This is a genomic window from Nonomuraea sp. NPDC050643 (assembly GCF_040654715.1).
Lineage (GTDB): Bacteria > Actinomycetota > Actinomycetes > Streptosporangiales > Streptosporangiaceae > Nonomuraea.
In genome coordinates, this window is the sequence record NZ_JBFAIM010000065.1 from 18,711 (window position 1) to 42,717 (window position 24,007).

Annotated in this window: 15 protein-coding genes; 7 read left to right on the forward strand and 8 right to left on the reverse strand. The window is 72.5% G+C overall.

What is annotated here, in order from left to right; translation table 11 throughout:
* The first annotated feature begins 28 nt into the window (after window positions 1-28).
* The gene (locus AB0I15_RS51795; RefSeq protein WP_358114117.1) at window positions 29-1,396 is read left to right on the forward strand and encodes a glycoside hydrolase family 43 protein; all 1,368 of its coding nucleotides are present in this window, start codon (window positions 29-31) and stop codon (window positions 1,394-1,396) included.
* 551 nt (window positions 1,397-1,947) lie between these two features.
* On the opposite strand, the gene AB0I15_RS51800 is transcribed toward AB0I15_RS51795, so the two are convergent.
* The 4 genes from AB0I15_RS51800 to AB0I15_RS51815 all read right to left on the reverse strand — a co-directional run bounded on the left by AB0I15_RS51800 (window position 1,948) and on the right by AB0I15_RS51815 (window position 9,318).
* Entirely contained in the window at window positions 1,948-3,903 is a 1,956-nt protein-coding gene (locus tag AB0I15_RS51800) for a glycoside hydrolase family 32 protein (protein WP_358114119.1), read from the reverse strand.
* 147 nt (window positions 3,904-4,050) lie between these two features.
* Window positions 4,051-5,367 (reverse strand): cation:proton antiporter, encoded by a 1,317-nt coding sequence (locus AB0I15_RS51805; protein WP_358114121.1) that lies wholly within the window; start codon window positions 5,365-5,367, stop codon window positions 4,051-4,053.
* The gene (locus tag AB0I15_RS51810) at window positions 5,364-6,281 is read right to left on the reverse strand and encodes a hypothetical protein (protein WP_358114123.1); all 918 of its coding nucleotides are present in this window, start codon (window positions 6,279-6,281) and stop codon (window positions 5,364-5,366) included. The genes AB0I15_RS51805 and AB0I15_RS51810 overlap by 4 nt, the downstream gene beginning before the upstream one ends.
* Before the next feature lie 4 nt (window positions 6,282-6,285).
* Window positions 6,286-9,318, reverse strand: a complete 3,033-nt coding sequence (locus AB0I15_RS51815) for an amino acid adenylation domain-containing protein (RefSeq protein WP_358114125.1) — start codon at window positions 9,316-9,318, stop codon at window positions 6,286-6,288.
* Window positions 9,319-9,507: 189 nt separating this feature from the next.
* Between AB0I15_RS51815 and gntD the strand changes: the two genes are divergently transcribed.
* From gntD to AB0I15_RS51835, 4 genes are read left to right on the forward strand one after another with little or no spacing between them, the layout of a single operon-like run.
* Window positions 9,508-10,545 carry a guanitoxin biosynthesis L-enduracididine beta-hydroxylase GntD gene (gntD, locus tag AB0I15_RS51820; protein ID WP_358114127.1) on the forward strand — a complete coding sequence of 346 codons (1,038 nt, stop codon included), beginning with the start codon at window positions 9,508-9,510 and terminating at the stop codon, window positions 10,543-10,545.
* Window positions 10,546-10,550: 5 nt separating this feature from the next.
* Entirely contained in the window at window positions 10,551-11,684 is a 1,134-nt protein-coding gene (gene vioD, locus AB0I15_RS51825; RefSeq protein ID WP_358114129.1) for a capreomycidine synthase, read from the forward strand.
* Window positions 11,674-12,885: a hypothetical protein gene (locus AB0I15_RS51830; RefSeq protein WP_358114131.1), complete on the forward strand. Its 1,212-nt coding sequence runs from the start codon at window positions 11,674-11,676 to the stop codon at window positions 12,883-12,885. Before vioD ends, AB0I15_RS51830 begins: the two co-directional genes overlap by 11 nt.
* Window positions 12,863-13,819: a TauD/TfdA family dioxygenase gene (locus AB0I15_RS51835; protein WP_358114133.1), complete on the forward strand. Its 957-nt coding sequence runs from the start codon at window positions 12,863-12,865 to the stop codon at window positions 13,817-13,819. The genes AB0I15_RS51830 and AB0I15_RS51835 overlap by 23 nt, the downstream gene beginning before the upstream one ends.
* Here the strand turns inward: AB0I15_RS51835 and AB0I15_RS51840 are convergent.
* From AB0I15_RS51840 to AB0I15_RS51855, 4 genes are read right to left on the reverse strand one after another with little or no spacing between them, the layout of a single operon-like run.
* Window positions 13,756-16,812 carry an amino acid adenylation domain-containing protein gene (locus AB0I15_RS51840; RefSeq protein WP_358114137.1) on the reverse strand — a complete coding sequence of 1,019 codons (3,057 nt, stop codon included), beginning with the start codon at window positions 16,810-16,812 and terminating at the stop codon, window positions 13,756-13,758. The two genes, AB0I15_RS51835 and AB0I15_RS51840, sit on opposite strands and share 64 nt — an antisense overlap.
* Window positions 16,812-18,452: an ABC transporter substrate-binding protein gene (locus AB0I15_RS51845; protein ID WP_358114139.1), complete on the reverse strand. Its 1,641-nt coding sequence runs from the start codon at window positions 18,450-18,452 to the stop codon at window positions 16,812-16,814. The genes AB0I15_RS51840 and AB0I15_RS51845 overlap by 1 nt, the downstream gene beginning before the upstream one ends.
* Before the next feature lie 60 nt (window positions 18,453-18,512).
* The gene (locus tag AB0I15_RS51850) at window positions 18,513-19,454 is read right to left on the reverse strand and encodes a chlorinating enzyme (protein WP_358114141.1); all 942 of its coding nucleotides are present in this window, start codon (window positions 19,452-19,454) and stop codon (window positions 18,513-18,515) included.
* Between the two features lie 11 nt (window positions 19,455-19,465).
* Complete coding sequence (locus tag AB0I15_RS51855; RefSeq protein ID WP_358114144.1) at window positions 19,466-19,714, reverse strand: acyl carrier protein; 249 nt, start codon at window positions 19,712-19,714, stop codon at window positions 19,466-19,468.
* A gap of 166 nt (window positions 19,715-19,880) precedes the next feature.
* Here AB0I15_RS51855 and AB0I15_RS51860 point away from each other — a divergent pair, with 166 nt between their 5' ends.
* Window positions 19,881-20,060 carry an MbtH family NRPS accessory protein gene (locus AB0I15_RS51860; RefSeq protein ID WP_358114225.1) on the forward strand — a complete coding sequence of 60 codons (180 nt, stop codon included), beginning with the start codon at window positions 19,881-19,883 and terminating at the stop codon, window positions 20,058-20,060.
* Window positions 20,015-24,007, forward strand: coding sequence for an amino acid adenylation domain-containing protein (locus tag AB0I15_RS51865; RefSeq protein WP_358114147.1), 3,993 nt, complete (start codon window positions 20,015-20,017; stop codon window positions 24,005-24,007). The genes AB0I15_RS51860 and AB0I15_RS51865 overlap by 46 nt, the downstream gene beginning before the upstream one ends.

Consider the following 24,007-nt stretch of genomic DNA (forward strand, 5'->3'; position numbering starts at 1 on the left):
TAACAGGAAATTGCCGGAGGTGTCCGCCGTGGTCCTGCGCCGAACGATCCTCGCGATACTGACCGTTGTGCTGAGCTCGATCATCGTCGTGGAGCGGCCCGCGTCGGCGGCGGCGTACGCGGCCTACGTGATGGGGTACTTCAAGGAGTCGCCGAACCAGTCGGGGGACAGCTACGCCCTGCACCTGGCCGTCAGCTCCGACGGGCTCACCTGGATGCCGCTGAACCAGAACAACCCCGTCGCCACGCCGACCGCCGGCATGCAGGGGCTGCGGGACCCGTACATCCTGCGTGAACAGGACGGCACGTTCGTGGTCCTGGCCACCGACCTCAAAGGGCGCGTGTTCAACCTCGACAACCAGTACATCCACGTGTGGGACTCGGCGAACCTGACCGCTTTCAGCAATTACCGGCGGGTGCGCCTGCACGGCATGAACACGCACTCGTGGGCGCCGGAGGCGTTCTGGGTGCCGTCGCGCAACCAGTACGCCGTCATCTACTCGGCGCACAACGGCACCCGCGACGTGTTCATGGTCAACTACACCACCGACTTCGTCACGATGGGCACACCCCAGGTGTTCTTCGACCCGGGCTTCAACGTGCTCGACGGAGACGTGCTCGTGGACGGCGGCGCCTTCTACCTGTCCTACAAGAACCTCGCCGACGGCAACCTCTACGTGGCCCGCTCCACCACGGGCGCGCCGAACAGCTTCACCACCCTGACCGGCGGGCTGCGGCAGGGTGGCGCCATCGAGGCGCCCATCCTCGTCAGGTCGAACACGAGCGGCACGTACTGGCCGTGGGGCGACTCGTTCTCGCCGGCCAACGCCGTCTTCTACGCCTGGCAGTCGGCCAACGTCAACGGCAACGCCTGGTCGCCGCTCGGCCAGCGCGCCTACACCCCGCCCATCAACGCCAAGCACGCCACCATCACCCCGATCACCGAGGCCGAGCGGGCCGCGCTGGTCGGCCGGTGGGGCGCGCCGCAGTGGAACCGGCTCAAGTCGTACAACCTGCCCGACCGGTATGTGCGCCACGCGAACAACGTCGCACGGGTCGACCCCTTCCCGATGGACCCGACGGCCGACCAGCAGTGGCGGCTGGTGCCCGGACTGGCCGACGCGGCCGGAGTGTCGTTCGAGTCGGTGAACCTGCCCGGCAGGTACCTGCGGCACTCCGGCTTCGCGCTCAGGCTCGACCCGAACGACAACACCGCGACGTTCCGGGCCGACGCCACCTTCCACCGGACGGCGGGCCTGGCCGACGGCGCCTGGACGTCCTTCCGCTCCCACAACTACCCGGACCGCTACCTGCGGCACTCCGGCCACCTGCTCCGGATCGACCCGATCACCGACCCCCAGGGCCGCGCCGACGCCACATTCCAGATCACGTGGTAACACCCGGCCACCACAACCCACGACCGGGCTCGCACGCAACTCGGGCCCTTGCGACGGCCGGGCTGTCGCGTAGGCCGGCTTTTGTGCGGATCGGGCCTTTGCGCAGGCCAGGCTCTCGCAGCCGGGAGCTCTGGCACCGGCCGGGCCTCGCTTAGGCTGGTCCCTTGCGCAGGCCGGGCTTCGGCGCGAGGGGTCTCTCCGACACCCACGTTTCCGGTCACCTGATGACGCCCGGCCACCACACCCCTTCCACCTCACGGCCCGCGACCGGGCTCACGCGCCGGGTCTCGCGCAGGCCAGGCCCTCGCGTCGCGTCGGGCGGGCCCGACCCGGCCGCCGGGAGCCTCGCCGTGTGCGGTGGAGCGGACCGCGATGGTGAGCGGCGGGTCGGGGCGCCCGCCTGTCCGTGCGCCCGCCTGTCCGTGCGGCGCGGTTTTCGGGTTTGTCTGGGCGCGGGGGCGTGTTGCCTGGGTGAGTGTCCGGCGGGTGGACTGTGGTGGGAGGTGTGGTCGTTGGGTCGTGATGCCGCCCGCCGGGTCCTCGGGATGACGTCAGTTCAGCCGGATGTTCTGGAACTGGGCTGTGCCGTCGAAGACGTTGAGGCCGAAGTGGCCGCTCGCGTACTGGTCGTCGGTCGCGTCGATGACGGGCGTGGCCCCGCCGTCCAGGTAGACCTTGATGCTCGCCCCCTTGGCCACCACCTTCAGGTGGTACACCCGGCCGGCGACGACGGAGGTCTTGTACGTGGCGATGTCCCGGCCGGGCCGCCACAGTTTCACCACGCCGGCCCGGCTGTCGATGTTGGCCGTGTAGTGCCCCTTGGCCTGGGGATCGGCGCGGAAGGTGAGCGCCGCGGCGGTGCCGGAGACCAGCCGGACGTCGCCCTCGTACGTGAAGTCCGCCCCCGTGCGGTCACTGAGGTAGAACGCGTCGCCGCCCGCCGAGCCCTGCTTGCCGGCCGCGACGTCGGTCCACGAGCCGTTGACCACGCGCCACTGGCCGGGCAGGTTGTGCACCAGCGTCGGCTCGCCCATGCCCCACGCCGGGGCGAGTTCGTGGAGGTCGAGTGAGACCAGCCGGACACCGCCGCCCTCCGTGTACAGGGAGAGGCCCCTGGTGTCCGGACGCTGGTCGAAGGCGACGTTACTGGTGATCGAGGCCAGGCCGTCGTTGCCGAAGACCTCGAGCTGCGCCCGGTCCACCAGCATCCGGATCTTGACGCGGTCGCGTACCGGCTCCAGCGGGGCGCCCATCAGCGTGCGGGCGGCCGTGTCGTAGAGGACCTCGCTCCCCGCCGCGCCGCCCGGCCGCACGTCCAGCCGGAACCCGAACCGCTTGGCGGTCGCGCCCTTCAGGTCGAACTCGGCCTCGACCTCGTAGGTGTCCACGGACTGGGTGCGCAGCAGCGCCGCCGCCGAGGCGGGGGTCAGCCTGCGGTCGCGCCAGGAGGAGGTCCGGTAGCGCAGCTCGCCGATCTCCTCGATCGGCCGGCGGGTGAGGCGCGGGCCTGCGGGCGTCGTGCGCAGCCCGAGCTCCGCGGGGAAACTGGCGTTCCCGGTCCAGGTGGCGCCCTGGTTCCCGCCCATCCAGACCATCTGCACGACCCGGTCGTCCGGCATGTTGTTGAAGACCTGCCCGGCGTAGAAGGAGCCGCCGGCGTGGTTGCCGCCGTGGTCCATCCGCTGCGGTTGCCGCCAGTCGGTGGCGAACGTCGTGCCGTCGAAGTCGCCGACCACGTATTCGCCGCTCGCGTCGGTGAGCACCCACTTCCTGCGCTTTCCGTCGCCGTCCACCGCCAGTTCGAACAGGTCCGGGCACTCGAACAGCCAGTCCGCCGCGTACCTGCTGCGGTGGGTCCAGTCGAGCAGGTTCGGTGAGGTGTAGACGTTGACGCCGTTGCCGCCCTCGTCGGACCAGACCACCATCACCCACCGCCTGGTGGGGGCGTGCCACAGCACCTTGGGGTCGCGGCTGGTGCCCGGCATGGTGACGACCTTGCGCCCGCCGTCGTAGGACTGGAAGGTACGGCCCGCGTCGAGGCTGTAGAAGACGGAGACGCCGTTGGTGCCGGAGAAGACGACGAGCGGGTCCTCGGTGCCCGTACGCAGGCCCGAGGTGTTGCCCGAGTCGACGACGCCCGCTCCCGACCACAGGTCGCCGGGGTGCACGCCGGGTTCGAGCGCGATGGGCTTCTGCGTCCAGTGGACCAGGTCGGTGCTGGTGGCGTGCCCCCAGTGCATGGTGTCCCAGCCGAGCCCGTGCGGGTTGTGCTGGTAGAAGAAGTGATAGGTGCCCTTATAGTGGAGGAGCCCGTTGGGGTCGTTCATCCAGCCGCCCTGAGAGCTGAAGTGGAACTGACCCCGGTACGGCTCGCTGTACGTCGTCGGCTGATAGGGGAACTCGGGGTAGTCGGCGGCGTCGCCGGCGTGGCCGGGCGTGGCGGACGAGAACGCGACCAGTCCGGTGATCGAGACCAGCGCGGTTAAGCATCGAGTGAGCCGTTTCATGAGGTCAGGGCCCTCCATCTCGAATGATCACGGATGTCAACGTTGACATAAGTCAACGTTGACATCGGCCTGCTGCGATCATGAGATATCGTCCGCGAAACGTCAATGCCCCGCCGCCGTAACGCGGGGGGCACCGACGCGGCGGTTTCAGGCGCGCGGCTGGGCCGACATCCTGGCGCGGGCCTCCATCTCGCGCAGCCCCTCCTCGGCCGACCGCTCGATGTGCGCGAACGCCCAGCGCAGGAGCGGCGGGGCCATCAGCGAGGTGACCACGGCGACCAGGATGATGATGGTGTAGGCGGCGGTGTTGAGCACCCCGATGCGCAGCCCGACCATGGCCACGATCACCTCGATGACACCGCGGCCGTTCATCCCCGCGCCGAGGGCCAGGGCCTCCCAGTGGGTGAGCCGGCTGGCCCGCGCGCCGACGTAGGCGCCGATGAACTTGCCGGCGATGGCCACGGCCAGCACGATCAGCGCGGCGCCGAGCACGCGTGGGTCGGCCAGCGCCGTGAGGTCCATCCGCAGCCCCGCCGTGGCGAAGAAGATCGGCGCGAGGACCCACAGGACGATCACCCGCAGCACGCTCTCCGCGCTCGGCGGGACCTTTCCCGACGCGCGGAGGACCATGCCGGCGACGAAGGCGCCGAAGACCGGCTCCAGGCCCATGGCGTGCGTGGCCGTGGCCGTGAGCAGGATGATCGCGACGACGGCCGCCAGCCCGGCGCCGGGCTCGCCCGAGCGGGCGGCCCAGCCGAGCGGTCCCCCCGCCAGTCGCCGGCCGAGGAGGACGGCGATGGCCACGGTGATCACGAGGTAGAGGAGCGACAGGACGGCGTGGCCCGCGCGGGCCCCCTGGGTGGCCATGGCGGAGACGACGGAGAGCATCAGCCAGCCGAAGATGTCGTCGATGATCCCCGCGGTGAGCGTGAGCTGGCCGATGTTGCGGTGCAGCAGGTTCATGTCGATCAGCGTCTTGGCGATGACCGGGATCGCGCTGACGCACATCGCCACGCCGAGGAACAGCGCGAAGACGACGGGCTGGGCCGCCGGCCCCCGCAGGGAGGCGGGCAGCAGGAACCCGATGGCCACGCCCAGGCCGAGAGGGATGATCAGCCCGGCCAGGCTGACGTAGGCCGCGGCGGCCTTCCTGCGGCGTACCAGCCCGAGGTCCATCTGCATGCCGGTGAGCCCCACCAGCAGCAACACCCCGACCTGCGCGAACGCGTCGAGCAGGTGGAACTGCGCGGGGTCGCGGGGCAGCAGCCACGCGGAGACCTGCGGGAAGGTGTGGCCGAGCAGCGAAGGACCGAGCAGGACGCCGACCAGCAGCTCGCCCACCACGGCCGGCAGGCCCAGGCGCGCCGCCAGCCGGCCGAGACAGAGGGCGAGCGTGAGCAGCAGGCTCACCTGAAGCAGGAACAGCAGCAACTGGCCCGCGGTCAGGGTCGCGACGGGGGTCATGAGGGGCCTTCGAACGTGAGGGCGCAGTAGGCGCTGACGTTTCCGGCGAGGGCGTAGCAGTCGCTGGCGATCGCGACCATCTTGTCGGGATAGTCGGGATCCGCGGTGTCGAGCAGGACGCCGAGCGTGGTCCCGCTGTGGGCGTTGACCACGCCGAGCCCGCCGTGGGCCGCGCAGATGTCCAGCATCGGGGCCAGCGTGCGCTTCGGCTGCAGCACCTGGTTCATGATCGCGCTGCGGGTCGCCACCTCGCCGACCGCGGCCACGTCCCCGGCGCGCACGGCGGCGCCGAGCCGGTCGAGGAGCCGGGCGTATTCGCGCTTGTCCGCGGGGGAGAAGGGTTTCGGGATGCGGTTGAAGGCGATGGTGTCCACCTGGCCGCCCTCGTCGATGGCGATCACCGTGAGCTGGGGGAGGGTGCCGAGGTAGGCGCGCAGCCGTACCGTCCGGTGGTGGTAGGCGACGACGCCCGGATAGAGCACGCCGTCCGTGGGCTCGATCCGGCGCAGCATCTCCTCGATCCGCCGGCACGGCAGGTCGGCGCGCAGCGCGTTCGACACCGCCCGCGCCGTGGCGACCAGATCCGCCGACGAGCTGGCCATGCCCTTGCCCTCGGGCAGCCCGCTCTCCAGCGTGAGCACGCCGCCGGTGTCGGCTCCGGTCGCGTCGATGATCATCTCGGTGAGCCGCAGCGCCTTGGTCTTGTGGGCGGGCTCCACCCGCAGCTCCCGCGAGTACGGGTCGCTGCGGAACGTGGCCATGCTCCACCGGGCGATGGGCAGCGTCACGAGGAAGTCCCCGTCCGGCTCCGGCACGGTTCCCTGCAGCAGCTCGCCGAAGGTGCCGAAGGCCGTGCCGACCCCGACCACTCCTCGGTACGACCTGTGCGGCCGCGTCTGTTCGGCGGTCTTCATGGTGTCACCCCCACGCCGGTACGGCTGTCAGCACGATCGCGGCGGCGTCGGCCGCCCTGGTCCGGATGAAGTACGGGCCGCCCTCCGCCAGCTCGTGGACCGTCACCTCGGGTGACAGCAGAGACCAGCGGTCGACCGGCTGGGGATCGTCGGCGGACACGACCACGTCGAGGGCCGCCGCCAGCCGATGGGCCCCGGGGTCGCGTTGCGCCTCGATCAGGTAGCGGCCCGCGGCCCGGACGTCGTGCCGGTAGGCCGCGCCGACCAGCGCCAGCCGCTCCGGCTTGAGCCCGTCGAGCTCCACGTACGCGCCCTGTTCCCGGAGCCGCTCGATGAGCTCGCGCTCCGCCAGCCCGGACACCTGGGCGATCTCGGCTTCCAGCCGCTCGACCGGCCCCAGCGGGCAGGCGCCGGCGAACACCCGGGCCACCTCGCGCCCGCTCTCCTCCAGCAGCCTGGCGGTCTCCACGGCCGGCGCGGCCCCGGCGCCGTGACCCCAGAGCAGGACGGGCATGATGGGCAGCTTCATGATCTCGTCGTGGACGCGCCTGGCGACGTCGCCGACCCCGGCCAGCGGGGAGCCGAAGTCGTGGCCGGGCAACTCGGCCGCGTACACCGCGATGCCGCGGGGTTGGAGCTCCCGGGCGAGCCGCTGGAAGTTGACCGCGTTGCCTCCCGCGTACGGGAAGCAGACCAGGGTCGCGACCGGCTCGCGCGCGCCGGTGGACAGCGGCTGCAGCAGCTCGTCGCGCGAGCCGCGGGTCATGGACGCCGCCAGGTCGCGCAGCCGGGGCGAGCGGCTGAGCTGCTTCAGCGAGATCTGCCGGTCGAGCCGCACCACCAGGCGGACGGCGGCGAGCGAGGTGCCGCCGAGCTCGAAGAAGTCGTCGTCGCGGCCGATCCGCTCCAGCGGCACGTTGAGCACCTCGGCCCACGCGGTCGCGATGCGGTGCTCGGTGCCGGTGGCCGGGGCGATGTACGCGCCGCCGGCGTGGCCGATCGTCGCCGCCAGCAGGCGCAGGGGCTTCTTGTCCACCTTGCCGTTTTCCGACATGGGCAGGGCGTCCAGCCGGTGGAAGTACGTCGGCACCATGTAGTCGGGCAGGGACGCGGCCAGGGCGTCGCGCAGCGTCTGGGGCCGGACGGACTCCGGGGCGCCGTAGAAGGCCACGAGGCGGGAGGTCTCGTCGACGACCACCGCGGCGCCGCGCACGCCCGCGATCGTGAGCAGCCGGTTCTCGATCTCGCCGATCTCGATGCGGAACCCGCGGACCTTGACCTGCTCGTCCAGCCGGCCGAGGAACTCGATCGTGCCCTCCGGCAGCCAGCGGCCGAAGTCGCCGGTCCGGTACATGCGGGTGCCCGGCCGGTACGGGTCGGCGACGAAGGCGTGCTTCGTACGCTCGGCGTCGTTGATGTACCCCCGGCCCACGCTCACCCCGGAGAAGGCGATCTCACCCGGCGAGCCGAGCGGCACCAGGCGCAGCCGGTCGTCCAGGATCGAGACGCACACGTTGCGCAGCGGCCGGCCGACGCTCACGAAGTCACGCGCGGGCGGGCCGTCCAGCACCGCGTGCATCGTGTCGTCGGACACCTCCGTCGCGCCGTAGGCGTTGACCAGCCTGATACGGGGATAGCGGGCGAACCAGCGCCGCACCAGCTCCAGTTTCAGCGCCTCGCCGGTCACCGAGACCGAGCGCACGGCGCCCAGGTCACGGTGCTCACCGGACAGCAGCACGTCCAGATAGGACGGGACCACCTGCAGGACGTGCACGTCGGCGGTCTCGGCCAGGAACCGGGAGACGTCGAGCTGGTCGTCGGTGTCGACGATGCGCACCGATCCGCCGGCCAGGAGCGGCGCGGCGAGCTGCCACAGCGAGATGTCGAAGCACTGCGAGGCGGTCTGGGCGACGACGTCGCCCTCGCCCAGCTCCATGTCCTCGATCTTGGCGTGGAGGTGGTTGATCAGCCCGGCGTGCTCGCACATCGCGCCCTTCGGCTCACCCGTCGAGCCCGAGGTGAAGTAGATGTAGGCGAGCTGGGCGGGCTTGAGCACGATGCCCGGGGCCGCCGTCGAGTACGGCGCGGCGAACACCTTGTCCAGCTCGATCGACGCGCGGCCACGCGCCGCCCCGTGCGGGGACCCCTCCTGTGACACCACGAGCCGGCACTCGCTCCTGGCGAGCTGCTTCGCGACCCGCTCGGCCGGGAAGTCGGGGCGGATCGGCAGGTAGACGCAGCCCGCCTTGAGCACGCCGAGCAGCGCGGCCACCCACTCGGGGGTGCGCTCCATCGCCACGGCGACCACGTCCTCGGCGTGCGCGCCGTGGTCGAGCAGGGCGTGGGCCACCTGATTGGCGCGGCGGTCCAGCTCCTCGTAGCTCCAGCGGCGGTCGTGGTGGGCGACGGCGAGCCTGCGGGGCGCGAGGCGTACCCGCTCCTCGAATGCCTCGACGAACAGCCGCGCGGGCGCGGGCTCGGTCCGGCCGGCCAGGCCGTAGAGCTGGAAGCGCACCTCGTGCTCGGAGAGCAGGCTCTGCCCGTCGTGGTCCTGCCCGGCGTCGGCGACGAGCAGTCGCAGCGCGGTGATGTAGTAGCCCGCCAGCCGCTCGGCGTAGTCGCCGTCGAGGACATCGAGGCGGTGGCGCAACCGCATGAGCACCCGCTCTCCCCGGCCGGAGAAGCAGACCTGCAGCGGGATCTCGTCGGCCGGCTCGGCAGGCCGGCCGCCGTCCATCCCCGACAGGTCGAGCAGCGACTCGTACGGCCCTCCGCCGCCCGGCCCGTCCTCCTGGCGCTCCCGAGCGGCGAGGCCGACCAGGTCGTGCCACGTTCCGTCCGGGATCGGCAGCCGGTACGTCCGAACGGACGCGTCGGCACGGTAACCGGTGATCACCTCGGGCTCGCGGGTGATCGTGCTCAGGACCTTGAGGTGCACGGCGAGCAGCACGGTCTTGACGTCGACGTCGTGGCCGCGGGCCCAGCGCCGCACGCGCGCCGCCAGCCCGTCCGGCCACCACGACTGTCGAAGGCCCATGGATGTGTCGGTGTGCGGGGACGTCCAGCGCGGAATGCGGCCCGCGGTCTCTGCGTCATTCACGGAGCAAGCGTCGGCACGGCGCTTATCGCTGAGCTGTCCGCCCGCTATCACGGCCGCCGCCGTCGCGGAGGGCGTGAGACAGCCCCCGGAGAGGCACGCGATACCGCGGCGATCCAGCGTGACCGCATGACGACGACCCAGACCAGGCACTTCGTCCACCATCACGCGCTGTCGGTGGACGAGGCGGCCGATGCGATCGCGCTGGCCCATGCGTGCCGGCGGCGGTACGAGTCTCCCGGCGACCCGAGCTTTCTCGCCGACGCCGGCTACATCGCCCAGGACCTGCCGGACGGCGTACGGAGGCTGGCGAACACGGCCAGGCTGGACGACCGAAAGCACGCCGTCCTCTTCTCCGGTGGACTGGTGAACGACGAGGCCATCGAGCCCACCCCCTGGCACTGGCGCGACGCCGACACGCCGGGCTCCCGCGTGTACGGGTTCCTGCTCGTCCTGTACGGGGCCCTGTTCGGCGACATGATCGGCTGGGCCACGCAGCAGGACGGCCGGGTCGTGACCGACGTGGTGCCGACCCCGGGCCAGGAGGACGGCCTGGTGAGCTCGTGCAGCAAGCGGGAGCTGAGCTGGCACACGGAGGACGCGTTCTCGCCGTACCGGGCCGACTACGTGGGCCTGTACTGCCTGCGCTCGCCCACGAGCACGGCCACCACCGTCTCCTATGTTGACATGTCGGAAGTGCCGGATGACATCGCCGAGCTCCTCGCCGACGACCGGTTCACCCTGCTGCCCGACCTGTCCCACGACCCGGACAACAACAGCGACAAACAGCACTACGCCTCCGCCGAGGCGTTCGACCGGCTCGAGGGGCTGCGGGTGGACCCGCCCCGCGTGCCCATCCTGTCCGGGAACCTCGACGCGCCCGTCCTGCGCATCGACCGCGACTTCGTCCTGCCCGCCGCCGACGACGCCGACTCGGCCCGCGCGCTGGCCTGGATCACCCGCCATCTCGACGGCAACCTCTACGAGATCCCGCTGAGCCCGGGTGACGCCTGCCTGATCGACAACAACAACTCCGTCCACGGCCGGCGCCCGTTCCAGCCCCGCTACGACGGCAAGGACCGCTGGCTGAAGCGGGTCAACGTGGTGACCGACCTGCGGCGGACCCGGCCGGGACGGGCCACCGCCCACGACCGGGTGATCGGCTGATCCCGATGGCCATCGGAGAGATCGCGCCGGCGCTGCTGGAGGACTGGCTGCGCGACCGCTACTTCCAGGCGCGCCTCGACATCTCCTGCTCGGGGGTGGAGACGTACTCGCTCGGCGAGGTACGGGCCATGCTCGGGCTCGGCTGGGAGGAGCTCGACCTGATCGACTTCCGCGACAGCCCCAGCCTGGGCAGCCAGGAGCTCCGGGAGGCCGTGGCGGCGCGCTTCGCCCCGGGCCACGCCGGGAAGGTGATGGTGACCAGCGGCTCCAGCGAGGCCATCTTCCTGTCGATGACCGCGCTCATCCGGCCCGGCGACGAGATCGTCGTGATGCGGCCGGTCTACCAGTCGCTGGTCTCCATCGCCGAGGCCCTCGGCGCCCGGCTCAAGGTCTGGGAACTGCCCGGCTCCTTCGTCCCCGACCTCGGACCGCTGCGCGGGCTGCTCACCCCCCGGACCCGCGCGATCGTGGTCAACTTCCCGCACAATCCCACCGGGACCACGCTCACCCCCGGGCAGTACCAGGACCTGCTGGAGCTGGTGTCGGAGCACGGCTGCCACCTGTTCTGGGACGGCGCGTTCGCGGAGCTGGTCTACGACGAGCCGCCCCTGCCCGACCCGGCCGGCGTCCTCGGCAGGTGCGTCTCCTTCGGCACCCTGTCCAAGGCGTACGGGCTGCCGGGCCTGCGGGTCGGCTGGTGCTTCGCCCCCAGGGAGCTGCTGGCCGAGATGGTCCGCGTACGCGACTACCTCACCCTCAACCTCTCCCCCCTCAACGACGCGATAGCCGCCGCCGTGCTGCGCGACGCCGGCCGCTTCCTCACGCCGCGCATGGAACAGGCGCGGCAAGGACGCGATCTGCTGCTCCAGTGGGCGCGGGAACACGCCGATCTGGTTTCGCTGCCCGTGCCACGGGGAGGAGTAAGCGCGTTTCCTCGGCTGAAGAGCCTCGCCGACGTCACGGACCTGTGCACCCGGCTGGCCCGCGACCACGGTGTGCTGGTCGTGCCGGGCCGATGCTTCGGCCACGCCGACCGGATACGCGTCGGCTTCGGCGGCTCCCTCGGGCAGTTGAAGGAGGGGCTCTGGCTGCTGGCCGCGCAGGCGCGCCGCGCGAAAGGGGCATCCGATGGGGTCTGAGGGGTCCGACACGGCGCTGCTGTCCCTGCTGCGCCGCAGCTCCTTCTGGCTCTGGTCACTGACCGCCCAGCTCGCCCGATCACCGGTGCTCATGGCCGCGCTGGCGTTCACCGGGCTGACGGCGAGCACCGTGGACTCGGCGAAGACCGGCGGCGTGCTCGTCAGCAGTTTCATGCTCTCCCAGGTCGTGTTCGCCGGACCGGTCGGCCGGCTGCTGGACCGCGGCGGCGGCGCCGGTGCCGGTGCCGCCGCCGCCTTCGCCGCGGTCGGCGCCGCCATGCTCGTCGTGCTCGGCCTCGCCGGCGCCGCCGGCGCCGGCCTGCCCCTCCTCGCGGTGCTCTGCGCCCTGTCCGGGGCGCTGCTGGCCGGGCTTCCCGGCGCGGTCCGCCACCGCCTCAGCTCGGCGGTCCCGTCCGGCCTGCTCGAACGCGCGCTGTCCATCGACGCGACCATGGTGGAGATGACCGTGGCCGCCGCGCCCCTGGTGGTCGCCGCCGCCCTCCTGCTGGGCCCCTCGGCCGGGGTCCACGCGATGGCCGTCGCCGCGGCGGCGTCGGCCGTCCTGCTCTTCCTCAACCGCGCCGACATCGGGAACCCGCAGGAGAGCACACCGGCGGGCGGGCCCGGCGGCACCGGCCTGTGGACCCTGCCCACGATCGCCTGGTTCACCGTCAGCTTCGCCTTCGGCCAGGCCCTCGGCACCATCGAGACCGCCGCGCTGGCGCTCGCCCAGCAGCTCAGGGCCGGGCCGCTCGGCGCGGGCGGGATCATCGCCACGCTGGCCGTCAGCGGCGCGGCGGCCGGGCTGGCCTACGCCGGGCTGGCCCGGCGCCTCAAAGGCGGCTCCGCCGCCCGCGCCGCGCCGCTGCTCGTCGTCGTCGCCGTGATGATCGTCGTGGCCAGCCTGGCGACCGACTGGATCGTGCTGCTGGGCGCGGTCGTGCTGGTGGGCGTGGCGACCGCCCCGCTGAACGCCATCCGCTCCTTCGCCCTGGAGTCGCTGCTGCCGGCCGGCCGCCGCCAGGAGGGCTTCAGCTGGCTCTACACCTTCAACGGCCTGGGGTTCGCGGTCGGCGGCGTGCTGCTCGCCGCCTTCCCCGTACGCGTCGCCCTGGCCCTGCCCATGCTCAGCGCCCTGGCCGCGCTCGTCCTGCTGCTCGCGCAGAGAGGTGCCTCCCGTGCCGCTGCTCCACACCCGTGACATCGACCCCGCCGCCCTCCACGACCTGGTGCACGATCTGGTCCTCGAACACGGCGCCGTACGCCTGCGCGGCCTCGACGCCGGCACGGCCGGGCAGGCCGCGACCGCCGCCGCCCTGGTCGCGCCGCGGCTCATCGAGGAGCGCGAGGGCTTCGCGCCCCGCGACAGGCTCGGCGGGAGCCTCTACTCCTCCGCCAAGTGGCCCCCCGACCAGCCGATGTGCATGCACCACGAGCTGAGCTACACGACCGCGCCGCCGAGGCTCATGATCCAGATCTGCCTTCGCGCGCCATCATCCGGCGGCGCGACCGCGCTGGCGGACTCCCGCGCGGTCCTGGCCGCCCTGCCCGCCGGGCTGGTGGACCGCTTCGCCCGCACCGGCTGGTGCCTGACCCGCCACTACAACGAGCTCGTCGGGCTCACCTGGCAGGAGGCGTTCGGGACCGAGGACCGCGCCCTGGTGGAGTCGTACTGCCGCGCCCACCGGATCGAGACCCGCTGGGAGGACGACGGCGGCCTGCGGACCCGCCAGTCCAGGCCCGCGATCGTCCGCCATCCGCTCACCGGCGACCCGTGCTGGTTCAACCAGGTCGCCTTCCTCAACGGCTGGACCATGGATCCCGAGGTGCGCGACTATCTGCTCATGGTCTTCGGGCCGGGCGGGCTGCCCTTCGACACCTGCTTCGGCGACGGGGAGCCCATCGGCGCGGACGTGGTCGGGCTGATCAACGAGACGTACGACCGGCACACCGTACGGGAGCCCTGGCAGGACGGGGACGTGCTGGTCATCGACAACATCCTGACCGCGCACAGCCGCGAGCCCTACGAAGGCCCCCGCGAGGTGGTCGTGGCCCTGGCGGACCCGATCGATCAGAGCGGCGCGCCGACCGTCCTGCCGGGGTCGGCGAGCACGGCCTCCAGGACCGCCAGGTAGTCGTCCTTGATCCGCACGGCGGCGGCCTCGTCGAGGACGGCGTCGCGATACTCCACCCGGCCCGCCACGCCGTCCCGCCGCTCGATGAAGATGAGCGACAGGTCGAGCCTGGCCGTCCCGGTGGGCACGTCCTCGACCGGTCCCACCGTGACGCCGGGCCAGCGGACCTCGTGCGACGCCTCGCGCTGCACCGCGAACAGCACCCTGAACAGGTTCTTCCGGCCCGCCCGCAGCCTCTCCACGACGCGCTCGATCGGCACGTCCTGGTGCTCGAAGGCGGCCAGCGCGCTCGCGCGCACCCGGTCGACCAGCGCGCCGAACGTCAGATCGCCCTCGACCCGGGTACGGAGCGCGGCCGTCACGATGAACATGCCGATCACCTCCTCGGCCTCGGGCAGCGTCCGCCCGGCCAAGGGGGTGACCACCGCCACGTCCCGCGCGCCGGTCCAGCGGTGCAGCCAGGCGACGTAGGCGGCGAGCAACACCATGAACGTGCTCGCCCGATGGCGCCGGCCGAGCGCTCTGGCCCCGTCGAACAGCCGGGCGGGCAGCCGGAACTCGTGGACGCCCCCGTCGTAGCCGGGCCGCGGCCGGTCCGGCGGATCGGTGGGCAGCCGCAGCGGCTCCAGGCCGGACAGCCGTTCGGCCCAGTGCTCCAGGCCGTCCTGGAAGGCCGGTTCGGCCTGCGCCCGGGTGAGCCGGACGCTGAGGTCGGCGAAGCGCGGGGCCGGGACCGGCGGTCGCGGCCGGCCGTGCCGCAGGCTCTCGTAGACGGCGGCGAGGTCGTGCAGCAGCAGCTCCAGGGAGCGGACGTCGATGATCAGATGGTGCACGTTGCAGACGAGCAGATGGTCGTCGTCGGCGAAGCGGATGAGCAGGAAGCGCAGCAGCGGCCCCGCCGCGACGTCGAAGGGGCGGCGGGCCAGCGCCAGCGCCAGCCGGCGGGCCTCGTCCACGGCCCCGGGCCGTCCGCTCAGATCGGCCTCGCGCCACTCCGGCGGCCCAGACGCGACCTGCGTCGGCTCCCCGTCGATCGCGGGGTAGGCGCACGCCAGCACCTCGTGCCGGCGCGTCACCTCCTCCATCGCCGCGCGCAGCGTCGCGGGGTCCAGCGGCCCGCGCAGCCGGCACTGCCACGGAGAGTTGTTGACCGGGCTGCCGGGCAGCAGCCGGCTCAGCAGCCACAGCCCCTGCTGGGCGGGGGAGGCGGGCGCGGGGCGCGTGGCCGGCTCCACCCGGCCGGGCGCGTGGCGGGGGAGGGTCTCGATGAGCGCGGCCAGCCCGCGGACCGTGCGCTCCTCGAACAGGTGGCGCGGCGTCACGCGTACGTGGTGGCGCGCCAGGATCCGGCCCACCATCCGGCTGCCCAGCAACGAGTCGCCGCCGAGCTCCAGGAAGTCGTCGGTGACCCCGACGGCGTCGAGACCGAGGAGCTCGGCCCACAGCTCGCACAGCTCCTTCTCCAGCGGGCTGCCGGCCGGCACGAACTCCGCCGGCAACTCCCGGCGGTCGGCTGGCGGCGCGGGCAGCGCGGCCTTGTCCACCTTCCGGTGCACGGTCAGCGGCAGCGCGTCGAGCCGGACGAACGCCGACGGGACCAGGGCGGCGGGCAGCCGGTCGCCGAGGAAACGCCGCAGCCCGGCGGGGGTCACCGAGCCGGGGGCCGCCACGACGTAGCCGACCAGGCGCCGCTGCCCGGGAACGTCCTCCCTGGCCACGGCCACGGCCTGGCGGACCGCCGGGTGCCGGACGAGCGCCGCCTCGACCTCGCCCGGTTCGATCCGATGACCGCGGATCTTGATCTGGCCGTCCACCCGGCCGAGGAAGCGCAACTGGCCGTCGGGGAGCTCCTCCACCAGGTCGCCGGTCCGGTACAGCAGCGCGCCGGGCAGGCCGGAGAAGGGGTCGGGAACGAACCGCTCCGCGGTCAGGCCGGGCCGCCCCAGGTAGCCCCGGGCCAGCGAGCCGCCACCCACGTACAGCTCTCCCGGCCGGCCCGGCGGCACCGGCTCCATCCGCTCGTCGGTCACGTACAGCCGGGTGTTGAGGATCGCCCGGCCGATGGGCGGCGTCGCGTACGCGTGCCCGTCCCCGGCGGGGACCGTGCAGTACGTGGCCGTCGCCGTCGTCTCCGTCGGGCCGTAGATGTGCACGAGCGGCACGCCCAGGCTCCGCCAGCGGGCGAAGGACTCCTCGAGCATCCGCTCGCCGCTCACCCCCACCAGCCGGACCGGGGACGGCAGGCTCCGCCGCGTCTCGGTGAGGTGGTCGACCAGGACGTGCCACAGGGCCGTCTGCGTGATGAGCGCGGTGACGCCGTACTCCTCGACCACCTCCAGCAGCGCGTCCACCGACGACAGCGCGGCCCGGTCCGGCGGGAACACGACGGTGGCGCCCCGCAGGAGCGGCGGGAAGAGCTCCTCCAGCGAGGCGGAGAACGCGGCCGAGGCCAGCATGAGGAACCGGTCGCCGGGGCCGAGGCCGAACTCCTCGCCGGCCGCGTGCGCGAGGTTGGACAGCCCGCGATGCGTGATCTGCGCGCCCTTCGGCGTGCCGGTCGAGCCCGAGGTGTACAGGACGCAGGCCACGTCGTCCGCGCCGGCCGGGCCGAAGGGCCCCGGAGCGGCGTCCTCGCTCCCGGGGCCCAGGTCCGTGACCACGTGGCCGATCGCGGCGTCGGACCGGATGAACTCCAGCCGCGCGCGCGGATAGCCCTCCTCCAGGGGCACGTACGCGGCCCCGGTCTTGAGGACGGCCAGCAGCGCGACCAGCAGGTCCGCCGAGTGGCCGAGCATGACCCCGACGCGCTGCCCCGGGCCGCAGCCGAGCCCGGCCAGGTGCGCGGCGACGGCGTTCACCCGCGCGGCGAGCTCGGCGTAGGTCAGCTCGCCCGACGGGTCCACCACGGCGACCGCGCCGGGCGTGGCCGCGGCCTGCCGCTCGAAGTGGATCGGCACCGGCACGTCGCACCGGGGATCGGCCGGCCCTTCCATCAGGTGCTCCCCTCCTCGATCCACATCCGGGTCGGATCCCCCAGGTAGTTGGGGAAGCCGGTGAAGCCGCGCACCCGGGCGGAGTGCAGCGTCGTGCTGCGCTGCCAGGCGATGGGCACGACGGCGGCGTCCTGGAGCACCTGCAGCTCCGCCTGGTGGAACAGCTCGTTGGCGAGCTCCACGGTGGGCGCCGTGACGGCCCGCCCGATCAGCTCGTTCGTCCGGGCGCTCCGGTAGCAGCCGTACACCACGCCGTACGTGGCGTCGTCCCGGTGGATGCCGGAGCTGTCGAAATGCGGCTGCAGGTACGTGCGCGCGTTGTTGCCCTGCCAGTCGGGCAGCCAGCCCTGGACGGTGATGTCCCACACGCCGCGGCGCGCGTTCTCGGCGACCTCCAGGTATTCGGGGTAGAAGGCGGCCTGCGGCACCGGGTGCAGCTCCACCGTGATGCCCGCGCGGGCGAGCCCCGCCTGGACAGCCCTGGCGACCGCCGGGTGGTTGCCCGCGTCGCGGTGGATCATCCTCAGCGTCAGTCCGTCCGGGTAGCCGGCCTCGGCGAGCAGCCGCCGGGCCCGGGCCGGGTCCGGCGGGTAGAGGGTGAAGTCCCGGTGGGCGTCGTTCCAGGGCGGCAGCAGGTGGTCGGTCACGGTGTTGAGCCGCGGGCCGCCGAGGACCTCGACGATGGCGGGCTTGTCCAGGGCGTGGTGCAGGGCCTGGCGGACCTTCAGCCGGCCGGTCGCCCCGTCGGCGTTGGGGCTGACGAGGTTGATGATGAGACACGGGTTGAGGTGGCCGTTGGCGATCGTGCGCAGCCGGGGGTCGCCGTACAGGGCGGGCAGCTCCGAGGTCGGCGGCGGCACGTCCCACAGGGCGTCGGCGCGGCCGTCGAGCACCCGGTCGAACGCCTCCCGCTGGGTCAGCCCCTGGACCACCCGGATCCGGTCCGCGTACTGGCCGCGTACCTCGTCGGTGGCCTGGTCCCAGGCCGGGTTCCGGTCGAGCAGGATCTCCCGGCCCGGCAGGTAGGAGGTGATCCGGTAGGGGCCGTTGGAGATGATGTGCTGGTCCTGCTCCGGGCTGGAGGGCAGGTGGCGGAGATACTCCACGGGGACGGCGGAGGCGAACGGCAGGGTGAGGATGTCCAGGAAGTCCGGGGTCGGATGGTTGAGGGTGAACACGACCGTACGGTCGTCCTCCGCGCGTACGCCCTCGACCTCGTTGCCCTCCAGATATCCGGCGATCGACTCCGCCTCGCTGAACTTGGCGGCGAAGTCGCGCAGTCCCTTGATCGTCTCGGTGAAATACTGCAGCAGCGGGCAGGGGGCCAGCGGGTTGGCCAGCCGCTTGATGCCGCGCACCACGTCCTGCGCGGTGACCTGGCGGGGCGGGCCGGTGTCCCAGCGGACGCCCTCCCGGATGGTGAAGGTGTAGGTCACGCCCTCGGCGGCCGGCACGCGCGTGGCCATGTCGGCCACCAGCCGGCCCGCCTCCGCGACGTCGTTGGTCGACGGGTACGTGACGAGCTGGCGCGTGTAGGCCCGCTCGATGATCGAGGTGGCCGTGTAGTTGGCGTTCACCGGATCGAGGTGATCGACGTCTCCGGCGCCGACGAAGGTCAGCTCGCCGCCCTGCTTGGTCATGTGTCCCTCCACAGGCCGGCGCCGCACCGGGTACGACCGGCGCGGTGCCCTGCCTGGTGCCTATCGGTGGTCGAAGACGTGTCCCCGCGTGGTCCGGGTGGCGAGGGTGTTGTGGCCGTACCGGTCCTCGCCGGCGACCAGGACCGCGCCGTACCTCTCGAGCGAGACGCTGCCGCCGTACTCCTCGATCACGTCGGTGTCGGGGTAGATCTTGACCGCCGTGGGGACGTAGCGGGAGGCGAAGCCGAGCCGCATCTCGTCGGTCTTGCCGCTGTGCGGGTGCGAGGCGTGCTGCAGCGTCGACCAGAACATGACGGCCTGGCCGGGGCGCAGCACGATCGAGACGGCCCGCTGCTCCTCCGGCTTCCAGTCGGGGTCGATCTGGAGCTCGCGGTAGTCGTAGCCGAAGAAGCCGCGGCGCACGCCCTCCTTCTCCGTCGCGTTGATGGCGCCGGGGTTGTAGCTCATGACCTTGTTCTCGTCGTACATCATGCGCTCGTGGGTGCCGGGGATGAACTGCAGGCAGCCGGTGTCCACGTTGGCCTCGGTGAACGCGGTCCAGACGGTGATGGTCCCGCCGAACTTCTTCACCTCGTCGGGCCAGACGATCTGCGGCTTGCCCGAGGCGTTGGCGAAGGTGTCGGCCTGGTGCCAGTCGGTGCCCTCGTCGCCGGGGTACTTGGGGAAGAACTCGGTGCGCCAGCACAGCAGGTCGGGCCCGAGGACGCTGCTCACCCGGTCGACGATCTCCTGCCTGCCGACGTGCCTGGCCAGGAACTCCGAGTCCAGGTGGCGGTCGTAGTTGGCGATGTTGGTGTTGCCTGAGGTGGCGTATTCGTCCTGGTAGATGGCGTGGCTGCGGTCCAGCATGAGCAGCCGCTCACGCCGCCACAGCGCCTTCATCTCCTCGACGTCGTAGACCGTGAAGGGGCCGAAGTAGCCCTGTGCGTGGAACCTGGCCAGCTCATCGGAAGAGAGCGCCTGCTCTTTGGTGGTTTGCATGCCTTTCATCCCTACGTCGGGTTCTTCGCGGTCGCCACACACGCGCCCAGCCGCTGGATCGACGCGTCCTCTCCCAGCTCCGCGCCGGTCAGGCCGACGTCGAAGCGCTTGTTGACCTCCACCAGAATGCGGATGAAGGTCAGCGACGTCGCGCCGAGGTCGAAGAGGTCGTCCTCGGGCCGGATGCCGTCGCGCTGGAGGACCTTCTCGCAGATCCTGACCAGTTCCTCCTCGGTCCCGTTCAGCACTTGTCCCGCCATTGCGGACCTCCGTCTCCGTCTCTGGACATCCGTCCCTGGATCGGTCTCTGGCAGACACCCAACGGCGCGCCGATGTCCGGCCGCTATCGTCCGGCCATCCGAGCGCGGCACCGATCCCGGCGGGGCGGGACAGCCGGGCGATAGCGGGGGTGTGGAGGCTGAGGCCATGGTCTTTCACGTCGTGGTGAACCACGAGGATCAGTACTCCATCTGGCCGGCCGGCCGGGAGATCCCACCGGGCTGGACCGTGGAGGGGACTCGTGGCAGCAAAGCGGAATGCATCAGCCGGATCGAGGAGATATGGACGGACATGCGGCCGCGCAGCCTGCGCCCGCCGACGGGCTGACACCGGAACGCCTCTCGGCGCTCCCGCCGGGCAGACGGGCCCAGATGCTCGAATGGCCGGCCCAGGCCGAGCGGCGGACGTACCCCCTGTCCCCGAAGCAACGCGGCATGTGGTTCCTCGACCGCCTGGTCGGCGACCTGCCGCTCTACAGCGTTCCCTGGATGGTGCGCCTGCGCGGTGACCTCGACACGCGGACGCTGCGCCGGGCGCTCGAAGCCGTCGTCGAGCGGCACGAGATCCTCCGCACCAGGTTCGTCGTCGCCGACGACGGCGTGCCCGCCCAGGAGGTGCTGCCCGAGCTCACACCCGGATGGCACGAGACCTGGGCGGACCCGCAGGACCTGGCGGGCATCGCGGCGGAGGTCGCCGCCCGCCCCTTCGTCCTCGACCAGGGCCCGCTGATCCGGCTCGAGGTGGTCCACCTCGCCGGCCGCGAGCACGTCCTGATCGTCAACGTGCACCACATCGTCGTGGACGGCTGGTCGATGGGGGTGCTCACCGATGAGCTCTGGGCCCACTACACGGCCTTCCTCGGCGGCCGGTCACCGGCGCTGCCGCCGGTCGCGGTGCAGTACGGCCCCTACGCCGAACGCTGCCGCCGTGAGCTGGACGGCGGCGGCCTCGACCGGCAGATCGCCTACTGGACCCGGCGGCTGGCCGGCGCGCCCGCCGTCCTGGAGCTGCCTCTCGACCGGCCCCGCCCGGCGGTGAACGACCACCGGGGGGCCGCCGCCGAGATCCCCCTCGACCCCGGCCTGCTCGAAGCCGTCAAAGACCTGTCCAGGAGCGAGCGCGGCACGCTGTTCATGACCTTCTTCGCCGCCTTCGCCGTCCTGGTCCACCGCCTCACCGGCCAGTCGTCCATGACCATCGGCGTGCCGAGCGCCGGCCGCGTCAGCGCCGAGCTGCAGGACCTGATCGGCCTGTTCATGACCGTCCTGCCGCTCCGGGCCGAGCTGACCGGCGAGATGACCTTCCGCGACGTGCTCGCGCAGGTCAGGCGCACCTCGATGGAGGCGTTCGCGCAGCAGGACGTCCCCGCCGACGTGCTGGTGGACCGGCTCAGGCCGGACCGGACGCTCAGCCACAACCCCCTCTACCAGGTGCTGTTCTCGGTGGAGGAGCACGCCACGCACGGGGACGTGCCCGGCCTCGAGATGGACCCGCTGGAGGAGATCTGGACGGGCAGCTCCAAGTTCGACCTGACGTGGACGGTCTGGGCCGACCGCGAGCGGCCCCGCTCCACCATCGAGTACCGGAGCGCGCTGTTCGACGACGGGACCGTGCGGCACTTCGCCGACCTGTTCGCCACCCTGCTGCGGGGCGTGCTGGCCGCCCCTGACGCGCCGATCGCGGAGCTGCCGCTGCTCACGCCGTCGGACCGGGCCGCCATCGCCGGCCTCAACCCGGCCTTCGAGCCGATCCCCGGCACGCCCGCCCACCGGCTCTTCGAGGAGCGGTGCGCGCGCGACCCCGGCGCGATCGCCGTCGAGTTCGGCGCCGAGACCCTCACCTACGACGAGCTCAACCGCCGCGCGAACCGGCTCGCCCACCGGCTGCGCGCCCTCGGCGTCGGCCCGGACACCCCGGTCGGTATCTGCGCGGAGCGCTCGCCGATGCTCGTCGCCGCCATTCTGGGCGTCCTCAAGGCGGGCGGCGGCTACGTCCCCCTCGACCCCGGCCATCCGGACGAGCGGCTGGACCTCATCATCGAGGACTCCCGGATGCCCGTCCTGCTGACGACGCAGGGCGGCAGGTTCGCGGGGCGGGTGGACACGGTCATCGCGCTGGAGGACGCGCCGGGGGAGGAGACGAACCCCGTCCACCAGGTCACGCCCGGCCATCTGGCGTACATCATCTTCACCTCGGGCTCGACCGGACGGCCGAAGGGCGTCCAGATCCCGCACCGCGCGCTCAGCACGTTCGCGTCCTACGTCCGCCGCACCCCCGGGCTGACCTCCCGCGACATCGTGCTGGCCCCGACCACCGCCGCGTTCGACATCTCGGTGTACGAGCTGGTCGCGACGCTGACCGCCGGCGCCCGCGTCGTGCTCGCCACCGAGCGGCAGGCCCGCGACGGCAAGGCGCTGCTCGATCTGCGCGCCCGCTCGGGCGCCAACGTGCTCAACGCGACCCCGGCCACCTACCGCCTGCTGGTCGAGGCGGGCTGGGAGCCGACCCCCGGCCTCCGCGTCGTCTCCTCGGGCGAGCTGCTCCCCACCGACCTGGCCGCCGAGATCATCGGGCGCGCCGACGAGGTGTGGAACATGTACGGCCCGACCGAGACCACGGTCTGGTGCAGCCACCGCCGTATCGGCCCCGGCCTGCCGCCCACGCCCGTCGTGCCCATCGGCCGCCCCACCGACAACACCACCATGTACGTGCTCGACGACCACCTCCGCCCGGTGCCCGTCGGGGTGGCCGGCGAGCTGTACGTCGGAGGCGACCTGCTCGCCCGGGGCTACCGGGACCGGCCCGGCCTGACCGCCGAGCGGTTCCTGCCCGACCCGCTGGCGGCGGAGCCGGGGGCGCGCATGTACCGGACCGGCGACCGGGGCCGGCTGCTGGCCGGGGGAGAGCTCGAATACCTGGGCCGGGCCGACTTCCAGATCAAGCTCAGGGGCCACCGCATCGAGCCCGGCGAGATCGAGACCCTGCTGCGCGCCGACCCCGGCGTGGACCAGGCGGTCGTGATCAAGCACGAGACGGCCGAGCAGCTCGTCGCCTACGTGGTGGGCACCGCCGACCCGGCCCTCCTGCGGGGGCGGCTGGCGGGGCGGCTGCCCGCGTACATGATCCCGGAAACCTTCCTCACGCTGGACGCCATGCCGCTCAGCCCGAACGGCAAGCTCGACCGCGACGCCCTGCCCGACCCCGTGGCGGGCGTGCGCGCCCGCCAGTCGGCCACGGCCTACGTCGCGCCGCGCACCGAGCTGGAGGCCGCGCTCGGGCGGGCCTGGGAGCAGGTGCTGGGCCTCGACCGCGTCGGCGCCGGGGACGACTTCTTCGACCTGGGCGGCCACTCGCTCGACGTGCTGAAGCTGACCGCGCGGGTGGAGAGCGAGCTCGGCCACGTGTTCGCCCCCGCCGACCTGTTCCAGCACCCCACGGTCGAGCAACTGGCCGCCCTGCTGGAGAGCGGCCCCGGCCCCGCCTCCGCCGGGCCGCTGACGACGCTCAGCCCCGGCGGGCCCGGCCGCCCTCTCGTCCTGGTCCACCCGGTCGGCGGCTCCGTCCTGTGCTACGCGGGCCTGGCCGAGCTCATGGGCCGGGACCGCCCGGTGTACGGGCTCACCGCCCGCGGCGCCGACGGCGCGGAGCCGCCGCTGGAGAGCGTGGAGGAGATGGCCAAGTGCTACCTCGACGCGCTCGACACGGCCGGCCTCCCGCCGGACCGCCTCCTGGGCGGCTGGTCCATGGGCGGCGTCATCGCCCTCGAGATGGCCCGGCAGGCGAGCGGCTCGTACGAGGTCCTCATGATCGATAGCTGGGCCCCCCACCTGGCCGTGCCCGGCGGGCTGGACGAGGCCGGCACGTTCGCGCTCTTCGCCGAGGACCTCGGCCTGACCGCGGGCGCCGACTTCGGCATCGACGCCGACACCGTGCGCGGGATGAGCGTGGAGGCCCGGCACGACCTGCTGCGACGGGCGTGCGACCTGCCGCCCGACCGCCTCCGGGCGGCGGCCGGGGTGTTCGCCGCCAACGTGCGGGCCATCACCGGCTACCGGCTCGACCGGCCGTTCGACGGCCCGGTCACGCTCGTACGGGCCGTGGGCAGCCGCGCGGGCGACGGCCGGCGAGTGCCGGACCACGGCTGGTCGGGGCTCCTGACCGGGCCGCGGACCGTCCTCGACGTGCCAGGAGATCACCATGGCTGCCTGCGGCCGCCCCACGTGGCCGTGACCGCGGCGGCGATCAGGAACGCGATCGAACAGAAGAGGTGGTGA